Origin of the sequence: Pseudoalteromonas sp. LC2018020214 (assembly GCF_016598755.1) — a bacterium.
GTDB classification, from domain to species: domain Bacteria; phylum Pseudomonadota; class Gammaproteobacteria; order Enterobacterales; family Alteromonadaceae; genus Pseudoalteromonas; species Pseudoalteromonas distincta.
Genome location: NZ_CP066804.1, coordinates 1,880,129 through 1,898,730 on the forward strand (window position 1 = coordinate 1,880,129; position 18,602 = coordinate 1,898,730).

17 protein-coding genes are annotated in these 18,602 nt (G+C 39.9%); 3 read left to right on the forward strand and 14 right to left on the reverse strand.

Annotation, left to right across the window (positions count from 1 at the left end; genetic code table 11):
* Positions 1–10: 10 nt before the first annotated feature.
* From sucD to sdhC, 8 genes are all read right to left on the reverse strand, one after another.
* A complete protein-coding gene (sucD, locus tag JG479_RS08330) occupies positions 11–883 on the reverse strand; it encodes a succinate--CoA ligase subunit alpha (RefSeq protein WP_002961811.1) in 873 nt (290 codons plus the stop codon).
* Positions 883–2,049: an ADP-forming succinate--CoA ligase subunit beta gene (gene sucC / locus JG479_RS08335; RefSeq protein ID WP_002961809.1), complete on the reverse strand. Its 1,167-nt coding sequence runs from the start codon at positions 2,047–2,049 to the stop codon at positions 883–885. The genes sucD and sucC overlap by 1 nt, the downstream gene beginning before the upstream one ends.
* A 177-nt stretch (positions 2,050–2,226) precedes the next feature.
* Positions 2,227–3,744, reverse strand: a complete 1,518-nt coding sequence (odhB, locus tag JG479_RS08340; RefSeq protein WP_002961807.1) for a 2-oxoglutarate dehydrogenase complex dihydrolipoyllysine-residue succinyltransferase — start codon at positions 3,742–3,744, stop codon at positions 2,227–2,229.
* A 3-nt stretch (positions 3,745–3,747) separates the two neighbouring features.
* Complete coding sequence (gene sucA, locus JG479_RS08345) at positions 3,748–6,567, reverse strand: 2-oxoglutarate dehydrogenase E1 component (protein WP_033021680.1); 2,820 nt, start codon at positions 6,565–6,567, stop codon at positions 3,748–3,750.
* 91 nt (positions 6,568–6,658) lie between these two features.
* A complete protein-coding gene (locus tag JG479_RS08350) occupies positions 6,659–7,375 on the reverse strand; it encodes a succinate dehydrogenase iron-sulfur subunit (RefSeq protein WP_002961804.1) in 717 nt (238 codons plus the stop codon).
* 10 nt (positions 7,376–7,385) lie between these two features.
* On the reverse strand, positions 7,386–9,158 hold the full coding sequence (gene sdhA / locus JG479_RS08355) for a succinate dehydrogenase flavoprotein subunit (protein WP_002961801.1): 1,773 nt from the start codon (positions 9,156–9,158) through the stop codon (positions 7,386–7,388).
* Positions 9,159–9,506, reverse strand: a complete 348-nt coding sequence (gene sdhD, locus JG479_RS08360) for a succinate dehydrogenase, hydrophobic membrane anchor protein (RefSeq protein ID WP_002961798.1) — start codon at positions 9,504–9,506, stop codon at positions 9,159–9,161.
* Complete coding sequence (gene sdhC, locus JG479_RS08365; protein ID WP_122975019.1) at positions 9,497–9,874, reverse strand: succinate dehydrogenase, cytochrome b556 subunit; 378 nt, start codon at positions 9,872–9,874, stop codon at positions 9,497–9,499. Before sdhC ends, sdhD begins: the two co-directional genes overlap by 10 nt.
* A 420-nt stretch (positions 9,875–10,294) precedes the next feature.
* On the opposite strand from sdhC, the gene JG479_RS08370 reads away from it, so the two are divergent.
* From JG479_RS08370 to JG479_RS08380, 3 genes are all read left to right on the forward strand, one after another.
* Positions 10,295–11,581: a citrate synthase gene (locus tag JG479_RS08370; protein ID WP_002961796.1), complete on the forward strand. Its 1,287-nt coding sequence runs from the start codon at positions 10,295–10,297 to the stop codon at positions 11,579–11,581.
* Positions 11,582–11,695: 114 nt separating this feature from the next.
* On the forward strand, positions 11,696–12,922 hold the full coding sequence (locus tag JG479_RS08375; protein ID WP_182752034.1) for a SufS family cysteine desulfurase: 1,227 nt from the start codon (positions 11,696–11,698) through the stop codon (positions 12,920–12,922).
* Positions 12,923–12,955: 33 nt separating this feature from the next.
* A complete protein-coding gene (locus tag JG479_RS08380) occupies positions 12,956–13,372 on the forward strand; it encodes a SufE family protein (protein WP_002961794.1) in 417 nt (138 codons plus the stop codon).
* Between the two features lie 66 nt (positions 13,373–13,438).
* Here the strand turns inward: JG479_RS08380 and tcdA are convergent, their stop codons facing one another.
* Genes tcdA through msbA form a run of 6 tightly spaced genes read right to left on the reverse strand, consistent with a single transcriptional unit; the run spans position 13,439 to position 18,572 of the window.
* Entirely contained in the window at positions 13,439–14,236 is a 798-nt protein-coding gene (tcdA, locus tag JG479_RS08385; RefSeq protein ID WP_002961793.1) for a tRNA cyclic N6-threonylcarbamoyladenosine(37) synthase TcdA, read from the reverse strand.
* Complete coding sequence (locus tag JG479_RS08390) at positions 14,237–14,917, reverse strand: TIGR01621 family pseudouridine synthase (protein ID WP_200218648.1); 681 nt, start codon at positions 14,915–14,917, stop codon at positions 14,237–14,239.
* Entirely contained in the window at positions 14,914–15,675 is a 762-nt protein-coding gene (kdsB, locus tag JG479_RS08395) for a 3-deoxy-manno-octulosonate cytidylyltransferase (RefSeq protein WP_165743201.1), read from the reverse strand. The genes JG479_RS08390 and kdsB overlap by 4 nt, the downstream gene beginning before the upstream one ends.
* Positions 15,663–15,860 (reverse strand): Trm112 family protein, encoded by a 198-nt coding sequence (locus JG479_RS08400; RefSeq protein WP_002961789.1) that lies wholly within the window; start codon positions 15,858–15,860, stop codon positions 15,663–15,665. Before JG479_RS08400 ends, kdsB begins: the two co-directional genes overlap by 13 nt.
* Positions 15,850–16,830, reverse strand: a complete 981-nt coding sequence (gene lpxK, locus JG479_RS08405) for a tetraacyldisaccharide 4'-kinase (RefSeq protein ID WP_154903048.1) — start codon at positions 16,828–16,830, stop codon at positions 15,850–15,852. Before lpxK ends, JG479_RS08400 begins: the two co-directional genes overlap by 11 nt.
* On the reverse strand, positions 16,827–18,572 hold the full coding sequence (gene msbA, locus JG479_RS08410; RefSeq protein ID WP_138489121.1) for a lipid A export permease/ATP-binding protein MsbA: 1,746 nt from the start codon (positions 18,570–18,572) through the stop codon (positions 16,827–16,829). Before msbA ends, lpxK begins: the two co-directional genes overlap by 4 nt.
* Positions 18,573–18,602 lie beyond the last annotated feature (30 nt).

Here is an 18,602-nt window from a genome sequence, read left to right on the forward strand (position 1 = left end):
AAACAAGCAATTACCAGCCTGTTTTCTCTTTAAGTGCTTTACCGATTTCAGCAAGTGAACGTACAGTTTTTACGCCCGCAGCTTCTAATGCAGCAAATTTCTCATCAGCAGTACCTTTACCGCCTGCGATGATTGCGCCAGCGTGACCCATACGCTTACCTTCTGGTGCAGTAACACCAGCAATGTAAGATACTACAGGTTTAGTTACGTTAGCTTTGATGTACTCTGCAGCTTCTTCTTCTGCAGTACCACCAATTTCACCAATCATTACGATTGCTTCAGTTTGTGGATCTTTTTCGAACATTTCTAGAACGTCGATAAAGTTAGTACCTGGGATTGGATCACCACCAATACCAACACACGTAGACTGACCAAAACCAGCATCAGTAGTTTGCTTAACCGCTTCGTACGTTAAAGTACCAGAGCGAGAAACAATACCTACTTTACCAGGTTTGTGGATGTGACCAGGCATGATACCAATCTTAGTCTCACCAGGAGTAATAACACCTGGACAGTTAGGACCGATCATACGAGTACCTGTTTGATCTAGTTTAACTTTAACGTCAACCATATCAAGCGTAGGGATACCTTCAGTGATACAAACAATCAGCTCGATGCCAGCATCGATAGCTTCTAAGATTGCATCTTTACAGAAAGGAGCTGGTACGTAGATAACTGAAGCAGTTGCGCCAGTTTCTTGAACAGCATCACGAACTGTGTTGAATACAGGAAGACCAAGGTGCGTTTGACCGCCTTTACCTGGGCTTACACCACCAACCATTTGTGTACCGTACTCAAGCGCTTGCTCTGAGTGGAAAGTACCTTGGCCACCAGTGAAACCTTGACAGATAACTTTTGTATCTTTATTGATTAATACAGACATTATTTGCCCTCCGCAGCAGCAACAACTTTCTCAGCAGCGTCTGTTAGTGATTCAGCAGCAATGATATCTAGACCTGAGTTCTTAAGAACTTCACGACCTAATTCAGCATTAGTACCTTCTAAACGTACAACTACAGGTACATTTACGCCAACTTCTTTAACTGCGCCAATGATACCTTCAGCAATCATGTCACAACGTACGATACCGCCAAAGATGTTTACTAAAACAGCTTTAACATTGTCGTCAGAAAGGATGATTTTGAATGCTTCAGAAACACGTTCTTTAGTCGCGCCGCCGCCAACATCTAGGAAGTTAGCTGGTTTGCCGCCGTGTAGGTTTACGATGTCCATAGTACCCATTGCTAGGCCTGCACCGTTAACCATACAACCAACATTGCCATCTAGAGCAACGTAGTTAAGCTCGAAGCTTGCTGCGTGTGCTTCACGTGCATCTTCTTGAGATGGATCGTGGAACTCACGGATTTTAGGTTGACGGTAAAGTGCATTACCATCAATACCGATTTTTCCGTCAAGACAGTGAAGGTTACCTTCGTCTGTAATTACTAACGGGTTGATTTCAAGTAGTGCGAAATCAAAATCAGTAAACATGTTACCAAGACCCATAAAGATCTTAACAAACTGCTTCATTTGTACTGGGTTAAGACCCAATTTGAAGCCTAGTTCACGTGCTTGGTAAGCTTGAGGACCCACTAATGGATCAATTTCAGCTTTGTGGATAAGCTCTGGTGTTTCTTCTGCAACAGTTTCAATTTCAACGCCGCCTTCAGTAGACGCCATGAAAACTACTTTGCGAGATGCACGGTCAACTACTGCACCTAGGTACAATTCGTTAGCAATGTCAGTACAGCTTTCAACTAAAATTTTAGCTACTGGCTGGCCTTTCTCGTCTGTTTGGTAAGTAACTAGGTTTTTACCCAACCAGTTAGCTGCAAACGCTTTTACTTCGTCGATAGTTTTTACTAGCTTTACACCGCCAGCTTTACCACGTCCACCTGCGTGAACCTGAGTTTTAACAACCCACATATCACCGCCGATTTTTTCAGCAGCTGCTGCAGCTTCTTCAGGTGTATCGCAAGCGAAACCCTGAGAAACTGGTAAACCATATTCGGCAAAAAGTTGTTTTGCCTGATACTCATGCAAATTCATGATGCTTTATCCAATTTTTTATACTAAAAGAGCTGAATATTTTTTCAAATAAACAACTATCCCAAATTGCGCACCTAGTATAGATCCCAAGGCTTAACATGAAAACCCCAGTAAGACCAAAGGCGCAAAAAAAAAGCTGTGAATGTTCATTCACAGCTTACATTTCATACAACTAGATTAAACATCTAGCAATAAGCGAGTTGGATCTTCAAGTAACTCTTTAATAGTCACTAAGAAACCAACAGATTCTTTACCATCAATGATACGGTGGTCATAAGAAAGTGCTAAATACATCATAGGTAGTATTTCTACTTTACCATTTACAGCCATCGGACGGTCTTGGATTTTATGCATACCCAAAATTGAAGACTGTGGCAAGTTAATGATAGGTGTAGATAGTAATGAACCAAATACGCCGCCATTAGTGATAGTGAAATTACCACCGGTCATATCTGCAAGCGTTAGCTTACCATCACGACCTTTAAGTGCTAATTCACGAATACCCTTTTCGATTTCAGCAACAGATAGTTTGTCACAATCTTTAAGTACTGGAGTAACTAAACCACGTGGAGTAGATACTGCAATGCTAATATCAAAATAGTTATGGTAAACAATATCGTCACCATCAATTGATGCATTAACATCTGGGAAGCGTTTAAGTGCTTCAGTTACCGCTTTCACGTAGAAAGACATGAAACCTAAACGAATACCATGACGCTTTTCAAATACTTCTTGGTACTGCTTACGAAGGCTCATGATTGGTTCCATGTTCACTTCGTTGAATGTTGTTAACATTGCAGTTGAATTTTTAGCTTCAAGAAGACGTGTAGCAATCGTTTTACGTAAACGAGTCATTGGAACACGTTTTTGAGTACGGTCGCCCATCGGTGCTGCAGGAGCAGAAGCTTCTGCTTTTTTAGCCGCTGGCGCTGGTGCTTTTAAGAACGTATCAACGTCTTCTTTAGTTACACGGCCATTTTTACCTGTGCCGTTAATTTTAGAAGCGTCTAAGCCTTTCTCAGCAATTAAACGACGAACAGATGGTGTTAACACATCTGAACTTTCGCTAGAATCTGCTGCTGGCGTTTCGTGTGCTTTTGCAGCTGGAGCCGCTGGTGCACCGCCTGCTTTAACCGAACCAATTACTTGCTCGCCTAGTACAGTATCGCCTTCGTTGTGAATGATATCACCCATGATGCCATCTTCTTGAGCTACTACTTCAAGAACAACTTTATCTGTTTCAATATCTACCAAGTTTTGGTCGCGTGTTACTGCGTCACCTGGTTGTACATGCCATGTAGCAATTGTTGCGTCTGCAACTGATTCTGGAAGTACAGGTACTTTAATGTCCACTTCTTTACCTTCTGATGCTGGTGCTGATTGCGCCGCTGGCGCGTCTTCTGATTTAGCTGGTGCTGATTCTTCTTTAGATGAACCTTCACTTGCTGGCGCTGCATCAGCATCACCAAGTAAACCCATAACTTGATCGCCAAGTACGGTTGCACCTTCTTCTTGTGATATTTCTGTAATTACACCGTCATGCTGTGCAACAACTTCTAAAACCACTTTATCTGTTTCAATGTCTACTAAGTTTTGATCGCGAGTTACTTTGTCGCCAACACTTACATGCCATGTAGCAACGGTAGCATCTGCAACCGACTCAGGAAGAACAGGAACTTTAATTTCTGTGCTCATTGCTTATCCTTTATTTTCTATAGTAAGCGCGTCGGCAACGAGCGCTTGTTGTTCTTTAGTATGTACTGACATGTAACCACACGCTGGTGATGCAGACGCTTTACGTCCTGCATATTTTAATTTAGCACCTTGTGGGATTGCATCAATAAAGTGATGTTGTGAACAGTACCATGCGCCTTGGTTTTGTGGCTCTTCTTGACACCATACAAAATCAGTTACGTGTTGGTAACGCTCCATAATTGTTTGCATTTCGTCATGTGGGAACGGATATAACTGCTCAACACGAACAATAGCAATATTATCTTGCTCTAGCTTACGACGCTCTTGTAATAGTTCGTAATAAACTTTACCACTACAAAATACAACGCGTTCAACTTTCTCAGGGTTAATATCATCAACTTCGTCGATCATATTATGGAAAACACCATGCGATAGCTCTTCAAGCGATGAAGTTGCAAGAGGATGACGAAGCAACGACTTAGGCGTCATAACAATCAACGGACGACGTAGTGGTCGAACTGATTGACGACGAAGCATAGCGTAAACTTGTGCAGGAGTAGATGGAACACATACTTGCATGTTGTGATCAGCACATAGTTGTAGGAAACGCTCTAAGCGAGCTGAACTATGCTCTGGACCTTGTCCTTCATAGCCATGTGGTAACAAAATTGTAAGACCACATAAACGGCCCCATTTTTGCTCACCAGAACTTAGGAATTGGTCAAATACAACTTGTGCACCGTTGGCGAAATCACCAAACTGTGCTTCCCAAAGTACTAATGAAGTAGGCTCTGCAGTTGCATAACCGTATTCAAAAGCAACAACAGCTTCTTCAGATAAAACAGAGTCAAATACTTCAAAAGTACCTTGATCTTCGCTTAAGTGCTGTAGAGGTGTATAAGTAGCGCCGTCTGATTGACTGTGAACAACAGCATGACGATGGAAGAATGTACCACGCCCTGAATCCTGACCAGTTAAACGAATGTCAGTGCCTTCAGTTGCGATTGTTGCATAAGCAAGTGTTTCTGCCATACCCCAATCTAGAGGTTTCTCACCAGAAGCCATTAATTTACGATCATCGTAAATCTTTTTAACGCGTGACTGTGCTTTATATTGCTCTGGGTAAGAAGCGATTTTCTCACCGAGTGCTTTGAGCTCTTCAACAGGTACGCTGGCATCGTAATCAACATCCCATTCATGGCCAACATACTTTGCCCAATCTGAAGAATGTGATGTCTCTGGTTGTATTTCTGAAACAACACAGTTGCCTTCGTCTAATGCATTACGGTACTCATCAGCAAGTGCTTTTATTTCTTGTTCAGAAAAAGAGCCTTCAGCTATAAGTTGATCTGCGTAAATTAAACGTGGAACTGGGTGCTTTTTAATTTTTTGGTACATAACAGGCTGAGTTGCATTAGGCTCATCAGCTTCATTGTGACCATGGCGACGGTAACATACTAAATCGATTACTACGTCACGTTTAAACTGGTTTCTGAAATCAAGTGCAATTTGAGTAACAAATGCAACTGCTTCAGGGTCATCAGAGTTAACATGGAAGATAGGTGACTGAACCATTTTAGCAATGTCAGTACAGTAATCTGTAGAGCGTACATCGTCTTGTTTAGATGTAGTAAAACCAACTTGGTTATTTACAACAATACGAATACTACCACCACAACTAAACGCGTTAGTTTGTGATAAGTTAAACGTTTCTTGTACAACACCTTGGCCTGTAACCGCAGAATCACCATGAATTGTAATTGGTAAAGCTTTAATACCAGAACTGTCACCTAAGCGGTCAAGACGAGCACGTACTGAGCCCATAACAACTGGGTTTACAATTTCAAGATGAGACGGGTTAAACGCAAGCGCCATATGAACATTGCCACCTTTAGTAGCAAAGTCAGATGAATAACCCATGTGGTATTTAACATCGCCAGAACTTAATGTTTCTTTATGTTTACCAGCAAACTCATCAAATAACTCTGATGGATTTTTACCAAGTACATTTACAAGAACATTTAAACGACCACGGTGAGCCATACCAATAACAGCTTCTTGTTGGCCGCTTTCACCAGCGCGGTGAATAAGCTCTTTTAACATTGGAACTAACGCATCGCCACCTTCAAGTGAGAAACGCTTAGCACCTGGGAACTTAGCCCCTAAATATTTTTCAAGTCCGTCAGCAGCAGTTAATCCTTTTAGGATACGCAGCTTTTCGTCTTTTTCGAATTTTGGCCTAGACTGGACAGATTCTAAACGCTGTTGTAACCAACGCTTTTCCTCTGTTGATGTGATGTGCATATACTCAGCGCCAATTGAACCACAATATGTAGTTTTTAGTGCTTGGTATAGTTCACCTAAAGGCATAGTATCGCGGCCTACGGCAAACGATCCTACGTTAAACTCGCGGTCAAAATCACTTGAAGATAAGTCGTGGTACTCTAGCTCTAAATCTCGTACACGCTCTCGTTGCCAAATACCTAATGGATCTAGGTTTGCATTTTGGTGTCCACGAAAACGGAAAGCATTAATAAGTTGTAGAACTTTAACCTGTTTAAGGTCACCGCCACTACCCTCTGCTACCACTACTTCTCTATGCTTGTTTTTTGCAAGCTGTGCAAACTGCGTTCGAACTTCTGAATGTTTTACTTCAACATCCACACCATCAACTTTAGGTAATTGTTCGAACACTTCTCGCCATTCATCTGGCACAGAAGTCGCATCGTCTAAATACGCTTCATAAAGCTCTTCTACATAAGCAACGTTGCCGCCGTTTAAATGTGAAGATTCTAGCCATGCCTTCATCACACCTTCGTGCATTTATAAGCCCTTTTCTTTAGCGCAGAAATTAATAGTTATCATAACAAGATGGCTAATAATCTGTATTAGCCATCTTACGTTTACTAAGTAATCAAACCGCTCGGTTTAATAACATAGATTTGATTTGCCCAATTGCTTTAGTCGGGTTAAGACCCTTAGGACAAACGCTAACACAGTTCATGATACTGTGGCAACGGAACACACTGAACGCATCGTCTAAATCCGCTAAACGTTCTTCAGTTGCTGTATCTCGGCTATCAGCTAAGAAACGGTAAGCGTGAAGAAGGCCTGCTGGACCAATGAACTTGTCTGGATTCCACCAGAACGAAGGACACGATGTCGAACAACATGCACACAAAATACACTCATATAGCCCATCTAATTTATCACGTTCTTCAATAGATTGAAGACGCTCGCCTGCTGCAGGCTGATCATTAATTAAATAAGGTTTAACTTTTTCGTACTGAGTGTAGAACTGACTCATGTCAATAACAAGGTCACGAACCACAGGTAAGCCTGGTAACGGACGTACTACAATTTTACCTTTGCCATTTTTTTGTAGCGTAGATAAAGGAGTAATACATGCTAAACCATTTTTACCATTCATGTTAACACCATCAGATCCACACACACCTTCACGGCATGAACGACGAAAAGATAGTGTAGGATCTTGTTCTTTTAAAAGAATAAGTGCATCTAACACCATCATGTCGTGACCTTCCTCTGTTTGCAAGGTGTATTCTTGCATACGAGGAGCGTTGTCAACATCTGGATTATAACGATAAACTGAAAATTGTACTTGTGCCATCGTCTATCTCCTAGTAAACACGTGCTTTAGGTGGGAAAGCTTCACGCGTTTTAGGCGCATAGTTTACATCACGCTTACTCATTTCATCCGTTACAGGATTGAATACTGAGTGACATAACCAGTTTTCGTCATCACGATCTGGGTAGTCAAAGCGAGAATGTGCACCACGGCTTTCTGTACGGAAGTTTGCAGCTACTGCAGTTGAGTAAGCTGTTTCCATTAAGTTATCTAGTTCAAGACATTCGATACGCTGCGTATTGAAGTCTGATGATTTATCATCAAGACGAGCATGTTGCAGACGTTCACGAATTTCTTTAAGTTCTTGAAGACCTGAAGCCATTGAATCGCCTTCACGGAATACCGAGAAGTTAAGCTGCATACATTGCTGTAGATCTTTTTTGATTTGAACTGGATCTTCACCTTGGCCAGCCGTTGAATTTTCCCAACGGTTGTAACGTGCAAGAGACGCTTCTAAATCTGACTCTGAAGCCGCTTTTGACACTTCAACATCTTTAAGGTATTTACCTAAGAAGTTACCAGCAGCACGGCCAAATACAACTAAATCTAGTAATGAGTTACCACCTAAGCGGTTTGCACCGTGTACAGATACACATGCAATCTCACCAACAGCAAATAAACCTTCAACTACTTTTTCGTTGCCTTGAGCATCGATTTGTAGTGCTTGTCCATTTACGTTAGTAGGAACACCACCCATCATATAATGACAAGTAGGAATTACTGGAATTGGTTCTTTAGCTGGATCAACGTGAGCGAAAGTTTTAGCTAGGTCACATACGCCAGGAAGACGTAGGTTAAGCGTTTCTTCACCTAAATGGTCAAGTTTCAGCTTGATATGAGGACCCCAAGGACCATCACAACCACGACCTTCACGGATTTCAGTCATCATTGAACGCGCAACAACATCGCGAGACGCTAAGTCTTTTGCGTTTGGTGCGTAACGTTCCATGAAGCGCTCGCCATCTTTATTTAAAAGATAACCGCCTTCACCACGACAACCTTCAGTTACTAGCGTACCAGCACCTGCAATACCCGTTGGGTGGAACTGCCACATTTCCATGTCTTGCATAGAAATACCAGCGCGTGTTGCCATACCAACACCGTCGCCGGTGTTAATGTGAGCATTTGTTGTTGATGCGAATATACGACCTGCACCACCAGTGGCTAATACAACTGCTTTAGATTTGAAGAAAGTGATTTCACCTGTTTCAATCTCAATTGCTGTACACCCTACTACATCGCCATTGTCGTTTTTAACTAAGTCAAGTGCATACCACTCAGAGAATACATTTGTTTTGTTTTTAACGTTTTGTTGATATAGAAGATGAAGTAAAGCATGACCAGTACGGTCAGCAGCAGCAGCAGTACGTGCGGCTTGTTCACCACCAAAGTTTTTCGATTGACCACCGAAAGGACGTTGGTAAACACGGCCATTTTCAAAACGAGAAAATGGTAGTCCCATGTTTTCTAATTCAGTAATAGCTTCTGGGCCAGTTTGACACATGTATTCAATAGCGTCTTGGTCGCCGATAAAATCGGAACCTTTAACGGTATCGTACATATGCCATTCCCAGTTGTCTTCGTGTGAATTACCAAGCGCTACTGTAATACCACCTTGAGCAGATACAGTGTGTGAGCGCGTTGGAAATACTTTAGATATTAATGCACACGTTTTGCCAGATTCTGTAATTGCTAAAGCAGCGCGCATACCAGCACCACCTGCACCAATTACTACGGCGTCAAATTCACGAACAGAATATTTCACTTAAACACCCCATAATACGATTAGACCAATAGCTACGTAAGCAACGGCCATTAGGTTTAAAACAAAACCTAAAACAGCACGCAACTTCGAACACTTAACATAGTCTGTAAGAACTTGCCAAAGGCCAATGCGGGTATGAACCATAATGCAAATAAGGGTAATTAAAGTAAACCCTTTCATTGCTAGGTTAGAGAAGAGGCCTGTCCAGGCTTCGAAAGTGACTTCTGGCGTCGCTAAAAAATAGCCGATAATAAAAATCGCGTACGCGCTGATTATTAATGCCGTGGTACGTAAAGATACGAAATCTTGTACACCATCACGTTTTAGAGTTGCTTGATTTAAAACCATATCCACACCCCTGCCAATACGGCAAACACAACACCAAGAGCCATTGATACTTTAGCGCTGAGGTTACCTGATTCAAGTTCTTCCCAATGTCCCATATCCATAATCATATGACGGATGCCACCAATAAGGTGATAACCTAATACAGAAACAGTGCCCCAAGCTATAAATTTGGCAATGAATCCGTTAAACAGACCCTTGACGAATTCAAAACCTTCAGCTGAAGAGAGAGACTCAGACCAAGCCCAAATGACAAACGTTAAAGCAAAAAACAATGCAACACCGGTGACGCGGTGAAAAATTGAAGCTTTAGCCGTTGCCGGCATAGATATAGTTGTTAGATCTAGATTTACAGGTCTTTGCTTTTTCACAGTTACTTGCCCATCTTTGCTCACAGTGGAGCTCATCTACTTGTTTTTCTAAAAACCCACCAAATATTACTGATGGAACTATCAGAATAAACGTATCAAAATAGTTAAAGTTCACAAAACAGTAAATTTTAAGCTGTTAAGAATATGTTTACCCAAATACAATACGGTTTAAAACCACCGTTAGTATATATACCCACAGGACTTTTTACAATTCTTGTTTATTTAGAGATGTTTGCGAATTAGCCAATAGTATTATATTTAATTAATACCGAATATTTATTATACATATATGCATAATGTTTATAAAAATTGACTTTAACCCCCTCTTTCACGTTAAAATGCGAAGATGTGCTTAAAACAGATTTCAGAACTTTAAAATCTAAAAATCAGAATAGATATCTTAATAGGAGATACATAGCGATGGCAGATAAAAAAGCCACAGTCCATATTGATGGACTAGATCCAATCGAACTTCCAATTTATCAAGGCACTGCTGGCCAAGATGTAATCGACGTACGTACGTTAGGTTCACATGGTCACTTTACTTATGACCCAGGTTTCATGTCGACTGGTTCTTGTGAATCTGCAATCACCTATATTGATGGTGGTAAAGGTGTACTACTTCACCGTGGTTACCCAATTGAGCAATTAGCTGAAGATTCTAACTATATTGAGCTTTGCTACTTACTTTTAAATGGTGAGTTACCTTCTAAAGAACAATATGAAGTTTTTAAGAATGAAATCACTACAAGCACTATGCTTGACGAGAAGATTGCTAACTTTTTCCAAGGTTTCCGCTTTGACGCTCACCCAATGGCAATGCTTTGTGGCGTAGTGGGTGCATTATCATCTTTTTATCATGAAGACCTTGATATTACTGATGCAGAACAACGTAAAACAAGTGCAGTTAAGCTAGTTGCTAAGTTACCAACTATTGCTGCAATGGCTTATAAAACAAACATTGGCCAACCGTTTGTATACCCACGTAACGATTTAAGCTACGCAGAAAACTTCTTACACATGATGTTCTCTGTACCTGCTGAAGAATATAAAGTTAACCCTGTAACTGCTAAAGCTATGGATAAAATCTTTATGCTTCATGCAGATCATGAGCAAAATGCATCGACTTCAACAGTGCGTCTTGCTGGTTCATCAGGTGCTAACCCGTATGCATGTATTGCAGCTGGTATTGCTTCTTTATGGGGACCTGCTCACGGCGGCGCTAACGAAGCATGTTTAAACATGTTAGAAGAGATTGGCTCTGTGGACCGTATTGATGAATACGTTGCTAAAGCTAAAGACAAAGCTGACCCATTCCGCCTTATGGGCTTTGGTCACCGCGTTTACAAAAACTTCGACCCACGTGCTACAGTAATGCGTCAAACGTGTCATGAAGTTTTAGCTGAGCTAAATATCCAAGATCCACTTCTTGATATTGCTATGAAGCTTGAGCAAATTGCCCTTGAAGACCCGTACTTTGTAGAGAAGAAACTATACCCTAACGTAGATTTCTACTCTGGTATTATCTTAAAAGCGATTGGTATTCCAACAAGCATGTTCACTGTAATTTTTGCAATGGCACGTACTGTTGGTTGGATCACTCACTGGGATGAGATGCTATCTCAACCTGGTCATAAGATCAGCCGTCCTCGCCAAATGTATACTGGTTACACTCAACGTGACTACGTATCAACTGACAAGCGTTAATTAGCGCTGGTTAGTTTAAAAGGCCGCATTTTGCGGCCTTTTTTATTAACAGCACTTGAGAATTATCATAAACCGATTACAATCCCTGCCTTAAAAACACTATGTAGATGAGCTATGCCTACTTTAAAGTTTGATATAAATAAAATTAGAAAAGACTTCCCGACATTAAATCAAACAATAAACGGCTGCCCGCTTGTTTATTTAGACTCAGCAGCAACCTCACAAAAGCCTCAATCAGTTATAGATACAATTACTGAGTTTTATACGTCTCAAAATGCAAATGTACACCGTGGACGCCATACACTTAGCGAACAGGCCACTTATTCTTATGAACAAGTTCGGGATAAAACTGCAAGGTTTTTTAATGTCTTAAGTAAAGAGATTGTATGGACTAAAGGTGCTACAGAAGCCATAAATTTGGTCGCTAACGGCTTAAAAAAGCGCTTAGATGAAAGTCATACCATAATAATATCTCCGCTTGAGCATCACGCAAACATAGTGCCTTGGCAACTAGTAAGCCAACAGACGGGAGCTAAATTAGTCTCTCTGCCGCTAAATAATAACGGCACGCTAAACACCCAACAATGCTGTGAATTTATAAAAGAAACAAAACCTGCCTTATTAGCTATTACACAAGCATCGAACACACTGGGTAATATCACTGATTTAAAGCCACTAATTGTAGCTGCAAAAGAGGTGAATTCGCTTGTTTTAGTGGACGGAGCCCAAGGTGCACTGCATTTAAAACCCGATTTACGTGAATTAAACTGTGACTTTTATGTCTGCTCAAGCCATAAAATGCTTGGTCCAACAGGCTTAGGTGTACTTTATGGCCAATATGAAGAGCTAAATACGCTAGATATTTACCAATCCGGCGGTGAAATGATCGATAAAGTTTACTTAACTCATAGCACTTATCGCCCTGCGCCTGCAAAATTTGAAACTGGCACACCAAATATTTCTGGAGTTTTAGGCTTTGGTGCCGCTTTAGATTATTTAAATGAATTGGATCACGTGCAAATACAGCAATATGAACAAGAATTGTTTAGTTACGCGGCACAAAAATTGGTAAAGGTGGATGGCATTACCATATTCAGCAACCTATCTGACAATATTGGTACACTCTGTTTTAATTTTAAAGATGAACATCCTTATGATTTGGCAACTTTACTTGACGGATATGGGGTTGCAGTCAGAAGCGGACACCATTGTACGCAACCGTTAATGACACATTTAGGGCTTAATGGAACGTTAAGAGCGAGTTTTTCTTTTTATAATACCTACAAAGATGTAGATATATTCATTGATTCACTAAAAAAATGTATCGCTTTATTAGATTGAACGCCAGTTTAATAGAATTAATTAGGATAACTCATGACAAATACGTTTAACAAAGTCACAGAATCTATAAAAAATGCACCTGCTTGGCAGCAAAAATATCGTGAAATAATGCTTTTAGGAAAAACATTACCGGCTTTAGCTGATGTTTTAAAAACTGATGACGCACTTGTCTCTGGTTGTGAAAGCAAAGTATGGATGTTCGTTGAATTTGACTTAACCGAAAATACACTTGTTGTAATAGGTGACTCTGATACTCGTATAGTAAAAGGATTATTAGCTATTATTTTAGCGCTTTATAACGGGCTCACACCAGAACAGGTAGTGAATAAAAATGCGTATGAAGAATTTGAAAAGCTAGGCCTTATCAGCCACTTAAGCGCATCACGTGGTAATGGTATTAAAGCCATGGTTGAAAAAATTCAAACCATGGCACAACACAAGCTTAGTTAACCAAGGTCTGTTGATCTTTCAAAGTTAAATTGCAGCAGTCTGTTTGGTATTTAGGCAAGGCAGATCCTAGGCTTGCGAGCGTTGTTTTTTATCTAGGTATTTACGTACAGCTTTAGCAGCAACAAAAAAACCAAAGCTTCCTGTGATCATAGTCACAGAGCCAAAACCATTATTACAGTCCATATTCATCGTGCCATCAGCACTTTGCTTAGCATGACATACGCTGCCATCGCTTCCTGGGTAAACCAATTGCTCTGTTGAATAAACACAATCAATATTAAACTTACGTTTAGGATTATTACTAAAATTATATTGCTTGCGCAAAATATAGCGCACCTTTGCAAGTAATGGGTCTTGCGTAGTTTTAGCTACATCACCAAAAGTTATTTGGCTAGGATCAGTTTGCCCGCCAGCACCACCGGTTGTAATTATAGGGAGTTTATTACGTTTACAATGCGCTATTAATGCCGCCTTTTCTTTAACCGCATCAATACAATCAATCACATAATCAAAACCTTGAATATGCTCTTGAATATTATCAAGTGTAATAAAATCATCTATTACACTAATTTGGCATTCTGGGTTAATGAGCTCGCAGCGCGCTTTCATTGCATCGACTTTAGCTTGACCAATAGTGCCCGTTAACGCGTGAATTTGTCTATTGACGTTAGTGGCGCAAATATCATCCAAATCTATAAGTGTTATTTTACCAACACCAGTACGTGCAAGTGCTTCTGCTGTCCAACTTCCTACACCACCAATACCTACTACACAAAAATGTGCTTCTTGAAGCCAATCAAACTGTTGATGACCATATAAACGTTTAATACCACCAAAACGTATATCTGTAACTTTTTCGCTCATTTACCAATCCAGTTGCCATGGTGATTGCCATGCTTGAAAATCTTGATGTTTAATTAACGCCAAATACTCATCACCATTATCGGGTAATAAAGTTAGCTGTATTTGTTCACTTTGCCATAAAAAGCTCAATGCATATGCATGTAAATAGGTACGATTTGATAGCGAGCCTGAATACATTGCATCGCCTAAAATAGCTGCACCCACACTTTTTAGTGCCACTCTTAGTTGATGTGTTTTACCAGAGTAAGGCTTTAAAATATACCCTCTAAACCCTGGCTTATAACTCAGAGAATAGAATCGGGTGATTGCAGGGTTAAGTGTACTCGTTAGTAACTTAAACGAGCCACGGCGAGACTTAACCATATCGCCTTTTATCCACCCCTGCTTCTTTTTTGGTTTAGCATCACTAATCGCTAAATAAAATTTAGCAATTGCATGCTCAGTAAACATAACAGTAAAGGTGGCCGCAGCGGCTTTGTTTCGCGCTAAAATAATCAGCCCTGATGTCACTTTATCTAAACGATGAACGGCATAAAGCTTTTGCGATAATTGTTGTTCGGCTAAAACAACAAAGCCAGGTCCCTCTTCAGAATGAAAATTAAGACCCGCTGGCTTTTCTAAAATATAAAAGTCGTTATGTGTATAAACAACTTTTAATATCTTACTTACTTGCTCACTCACACGTTTTTACTTTTAATATGCGCTATCACTTTAGCTAAGTCATCAGGCGTATCTACACCTGCATGAGGGGCTATTTGAGCTTGTTCTATTTTAATTTTATAACCGTGATACAAAACACGTAACTGCTCAAGTGATTCAAGTAATTCTAGTGGTGATACACTCAGCTCTATATATTGTTTAATAAAACCCGCTCTGTACGCATAAATACCTACATGGCGTTGAAACGGGGCTAAATTAAGGGCAGTGCTATCATCCATCATCGTATTTCTATCAAACGGTATACTTGCACGAGAGAAATACAGGGCATTTTTATTTATATCGCTAACCACTTTAACGGCATTAGGATTAAATACTTCATCACGTTCTTCAATAGCAACACTTAACGTTGCCATTGGTGCTGTTGAATCACTTAATAGTGCAGCAACTTGGGATACGTTTTCTGGTGCAAGTAGTGGCTCATCGCCTTGTACATTAACCACAATTGTATTGCTATCAAGTTTAAGGAAATCAACCACTTCAGCTAATCGTTCAGTACCCGACTGGTGATCTTCACGCGTCATTACTACATCATTAGTAAACATACTTACTGCATCAAATACTTTTTGATGATCGGTTGCTATAACTACTTTACTAGCACCTGATAAACATGCTTTTTCGTAAACGTGTTGAACCATTGGCTTGCCACAAATATCAGCAAGCGGTTTACCTGGTAGTCGGGTCGATGCAAAACGAGCAGGAATTACAACTACGAATTCCACTTTTCAACCTCTTCTAAAGATAACTCACGTGCTTCATTTTCAAGTAATACTGGAATATCATCTTGAACAGGATAAGCAAGCTTAGCTGCTGTGCTAATTAGTTCGTTGTTTTCTCTGTCAAAGCGTAATTTTCCCTTACAAACAGGGCACGCAATTATCTCGAGTAATTTTGTATCAAAGGCCATTGAGTATTCCTTTTTCTTTTAATATTGAATTTAATTTGTTTATTACGCTATCGGTAGGTTGTGCATCTACTGGTAAATAATACCAATTAGGCTTTGCAAAGGACTTACATTTAACGGCATCTTTTTCGGTCATTATAATGCAATCATCACCAAATTGGGCAAAATCATCTACTGTATAAGCATAATGATCTCTAAAATGATGAGTCGATAATAACGTAATATCTTGTGCTTCTAATGAGTTTTCAAACCGTTTAGGGTTCCCAATTGCACTTATTGCATGTGCTTCACTTACGTTACTTTTTGCATAATCGCTTGAGTTAACTAAGCGAAGATTACTTACTTGTAATGTGTAGCTATTATTAGCCTCACCACCATTTTCAATTACTATATCAACACTTTGCAAACGTTTAGTTGTTTCACGAAGTGGCCCTGCTGGCATAACAAAGCCATTACCAAAACGACGCTCACTATCAACAATACAACACTCAATGCTACGAGGCATTTTATAATGCTGCATTCCATCATCAGAAATAATAACATCGAGTGTATAATTATTTTCTAATAAATCGATATTGTGTTGTCTATTAGGCCCAACCGCTATTGGGCACTTTAAACGATGGTATAAAAGTACGGGCTCATCTCCAGCCTGCTGAGCATCTACAAGCTCAGTAACTAACAGCGGGTAATTTTTTGATTGCCCACCATATCCTCTACTAATAATTCCCACTGATAAACCTTGCTGTGTTAAATGACCATACAGCCACAAAACAAAAGGCGTTTTACCATTACCGCCAACACTTATATTGCCAACTACAATTACAGGCGTTTTGCACTCAAAAGGTTTAAGTATTTTAGCGCTGTATAAGTATTTTCGAAATGACGATACAACCCAAAACAAAGCACTTAATGGTAATAACAGTAAAGTAATTAGACCAAATGGTTTATACCAGCTTTGTTCTATTTTACTCACGCCTGATCACCAAACTGCATTTTACAAAGGGCTGAATAAGTACCGTCATTTGCTAATAAGCTATTGTGATCGCCACTTTCTATTACACGACCATTATCAATAACATAGATTCGGTCACTGTTTTCGATTGTAGATAAGCGATGCGCAATAACAATTGAGGTTTTATCTTTCATTAGCGTTTCTAATGCTTGCTGAATAAGCTTTTCAGATTCGGTATCAAGTGCTGATGTTGCCTCGTCTAAAATCAAAATAGGTGCGTCTTTTAATATTGCACGTGCTATCGCTATACGCTGACGTTGACCGCCGGAGAGCATTACACCATTTTCACCTACCATGGTGTTTAATTGCTCTGGCAGGTCTTTAACAAACTCCCAAACATGCGCTTGTTTAGCAACTTGCTCTAATTCTTTCTCAGACACATCATGCTTTATGCCATAACAAATATTGTTAGCAATCGTATCGTTAAATAACACGACCTGCTGAGACACTAAAGCAAACTGGCGACGCAAATCTGTTAATTTATAATCCTGCAGGGCTATACCATCAAGTAATATTTCACTCGGTAACTCTAGGTCATAGTAGCGTGGTAATAAATTAGAAATTGTTGATTTACCCGAGCCTGAGCGCCCTACTAAGGCAATACTTTCACCCGCTTTAATCGTTAGCGACAAATCGTTTAATACGGCTTCATCTTTTGTTGGGTACTTAAAAGTTACATTTTTAACTTCAATTAACCCTTTAACTTTATCGACTGAAACGGTGCCAGTATCTTTTTCCATTTCTTCATCTAAAACTAAAAATATACTTTGTGCAGCAGAGATACCACGCTGCATATCACTATTAACATTAGCGAGTTGTTTTAGCGGTCGCAATAGCATCATCATTGAGGCAATTAATGCCATGAAGTCACCAGAGGTAATCGTATCAATCATTGATGGAAGAGATACAGCCCATAAAATAACAGCCATGGCACTGGCAGCTAATATTTGAATAATTGATACACTTAAAGCTTTTGTCGCATCCATTTTAATGCGCTGCTGGCGGTTATGATTATTAATCTTTGAGAAATGGTTTATTTCTTGGTCTTGTCCGCCAAATCCATGAATAACTTTATGTCCGCTAAGCATTTGTTCAGAGCTACGTGTAACCTGCCCCATAGCTGATTGGATACTTTTAGAAATATGGCGAAAACGTTTCGATACAACTGCTACAATAATGGCAACGAGAGGGATGATGACTAAAAATATAAGTGAGAGCTTCCAACTGGTATAAAACATTACACCAAGTAAAAAGACAACAAAGGCCCCTTCACGTACAACAATAAGTAACGCTTTAGTAATTGCTTGTTGAACTTGCTCTGTGTCAAAAGTGATTTTTGAAATTAAATCGCCTGTTGAGTTTTTGTCATGAAAAGAAACGGGTAAATGCAATATGTGCTCAAATAACTCTTGGCGTAAAGAGCGTACAACTTGAGAGCCCACATAACTTAAACAGTACGAAGACATAAAGTTAAAAACACCACGCCCTAGTACTAACGCGATAACGACAAAAGGAGCGTACTTTAAAACTTCTGTATTTCGCTGGTTTAAACCTTGATCAATAAACGGCTTCATTAATTGAATGAATAAAGCATCCATTGCTGAATAGCCTATCATCCCAACAATTGCGATAAAAGCGACGCTTTTGTATGCGCCAACATACGAGACAAGACGTTTATAAATTTGTGCAGTACTTTGATCCATAACACTCTCTAAATACAGTAACTCCCTGTA

Bases quoted from the DNA above. Each gene is read 5' to 3' on its own strand.
- sucC (WP_002961809.1), bottom strand. From the start codon at position 2,049: ATGAATTTGCATGAGTATCAGGCAAAACAACTTTTTGCCGAATATGGT.
- odhB (WP_002961807.1), bottom strand. From the start codon at position 3,744: ATGAGCACAGAAATTAAAGTTCCTGTTCTTCCTGAGTCGGTTGCAGAT.
- JG479_RS08375 (WP_182752034.1), top strand. From the start codon at position 11,696: ATGCCTACTTTAAAGTTTGATATAAATAAAATTAGAAAAGACTTCCCG.
- JG479_RS08370 (WP_002961796.1), top strand. From the start codon at position 10,295: ATGGCAGATAAAAAAGCCACAGTCCATATTGATGGACTAGATCCAATC.
- JG479_RS08400 (WP_002961789.1), bottom strand. From the start codon at position 15,860: ATGGCCTTTGATACAAAATTACTCGAGATAATTGCGTGCCCTGTTTGT.
- JG479_RS08350 (WP_002961804.1), bottom strand. From the start codon at position 7,375: ATGGCACAAGTACAATTTTCAGTTTATCGTTATAATCCAGATGTTGAC.
- sdhD (WP_002961798.1), bottom strand. From the start codon at position 9,506: ATGGTTTTAAATCAAGCAACTCTAAAACGTGATGGTGTACAAGATTTC.
- sucA (WP_033021680.1), bottom strand. From the start codon at position 6,567: ATGCACGAAGGTGTGATGAAGGCATGGCTAGAATCTTCACATTTAAAC.
- tcdA (WP_002961793.1), bottom strand. From the start codon at position 14,236: ATGAGCGAAAAAGTTACAGATATACGTTTTGGTGGTATTAAACGTTTA.
- sucD (WP_002961811.1), bottom strand. From the start codon at position 883: ATGTCTGTATTAATCAATAAAGATACAAAAGTTATCTGTCAAGGTTTC.
- msbA (WP_138489121.1), bottom strand. From the start codon at position 18,572: ATGGATCAAAGTACTGCACAAATTTATAAACGTCTTGTCTCGTATGTT.
- JG479_RS08380 (WP_002961794.1), top strand. From the start codon at position 12,956: ATGACAAATACGTTTAACAAAGTCACAGAATCTATAAAAAATGCACCT.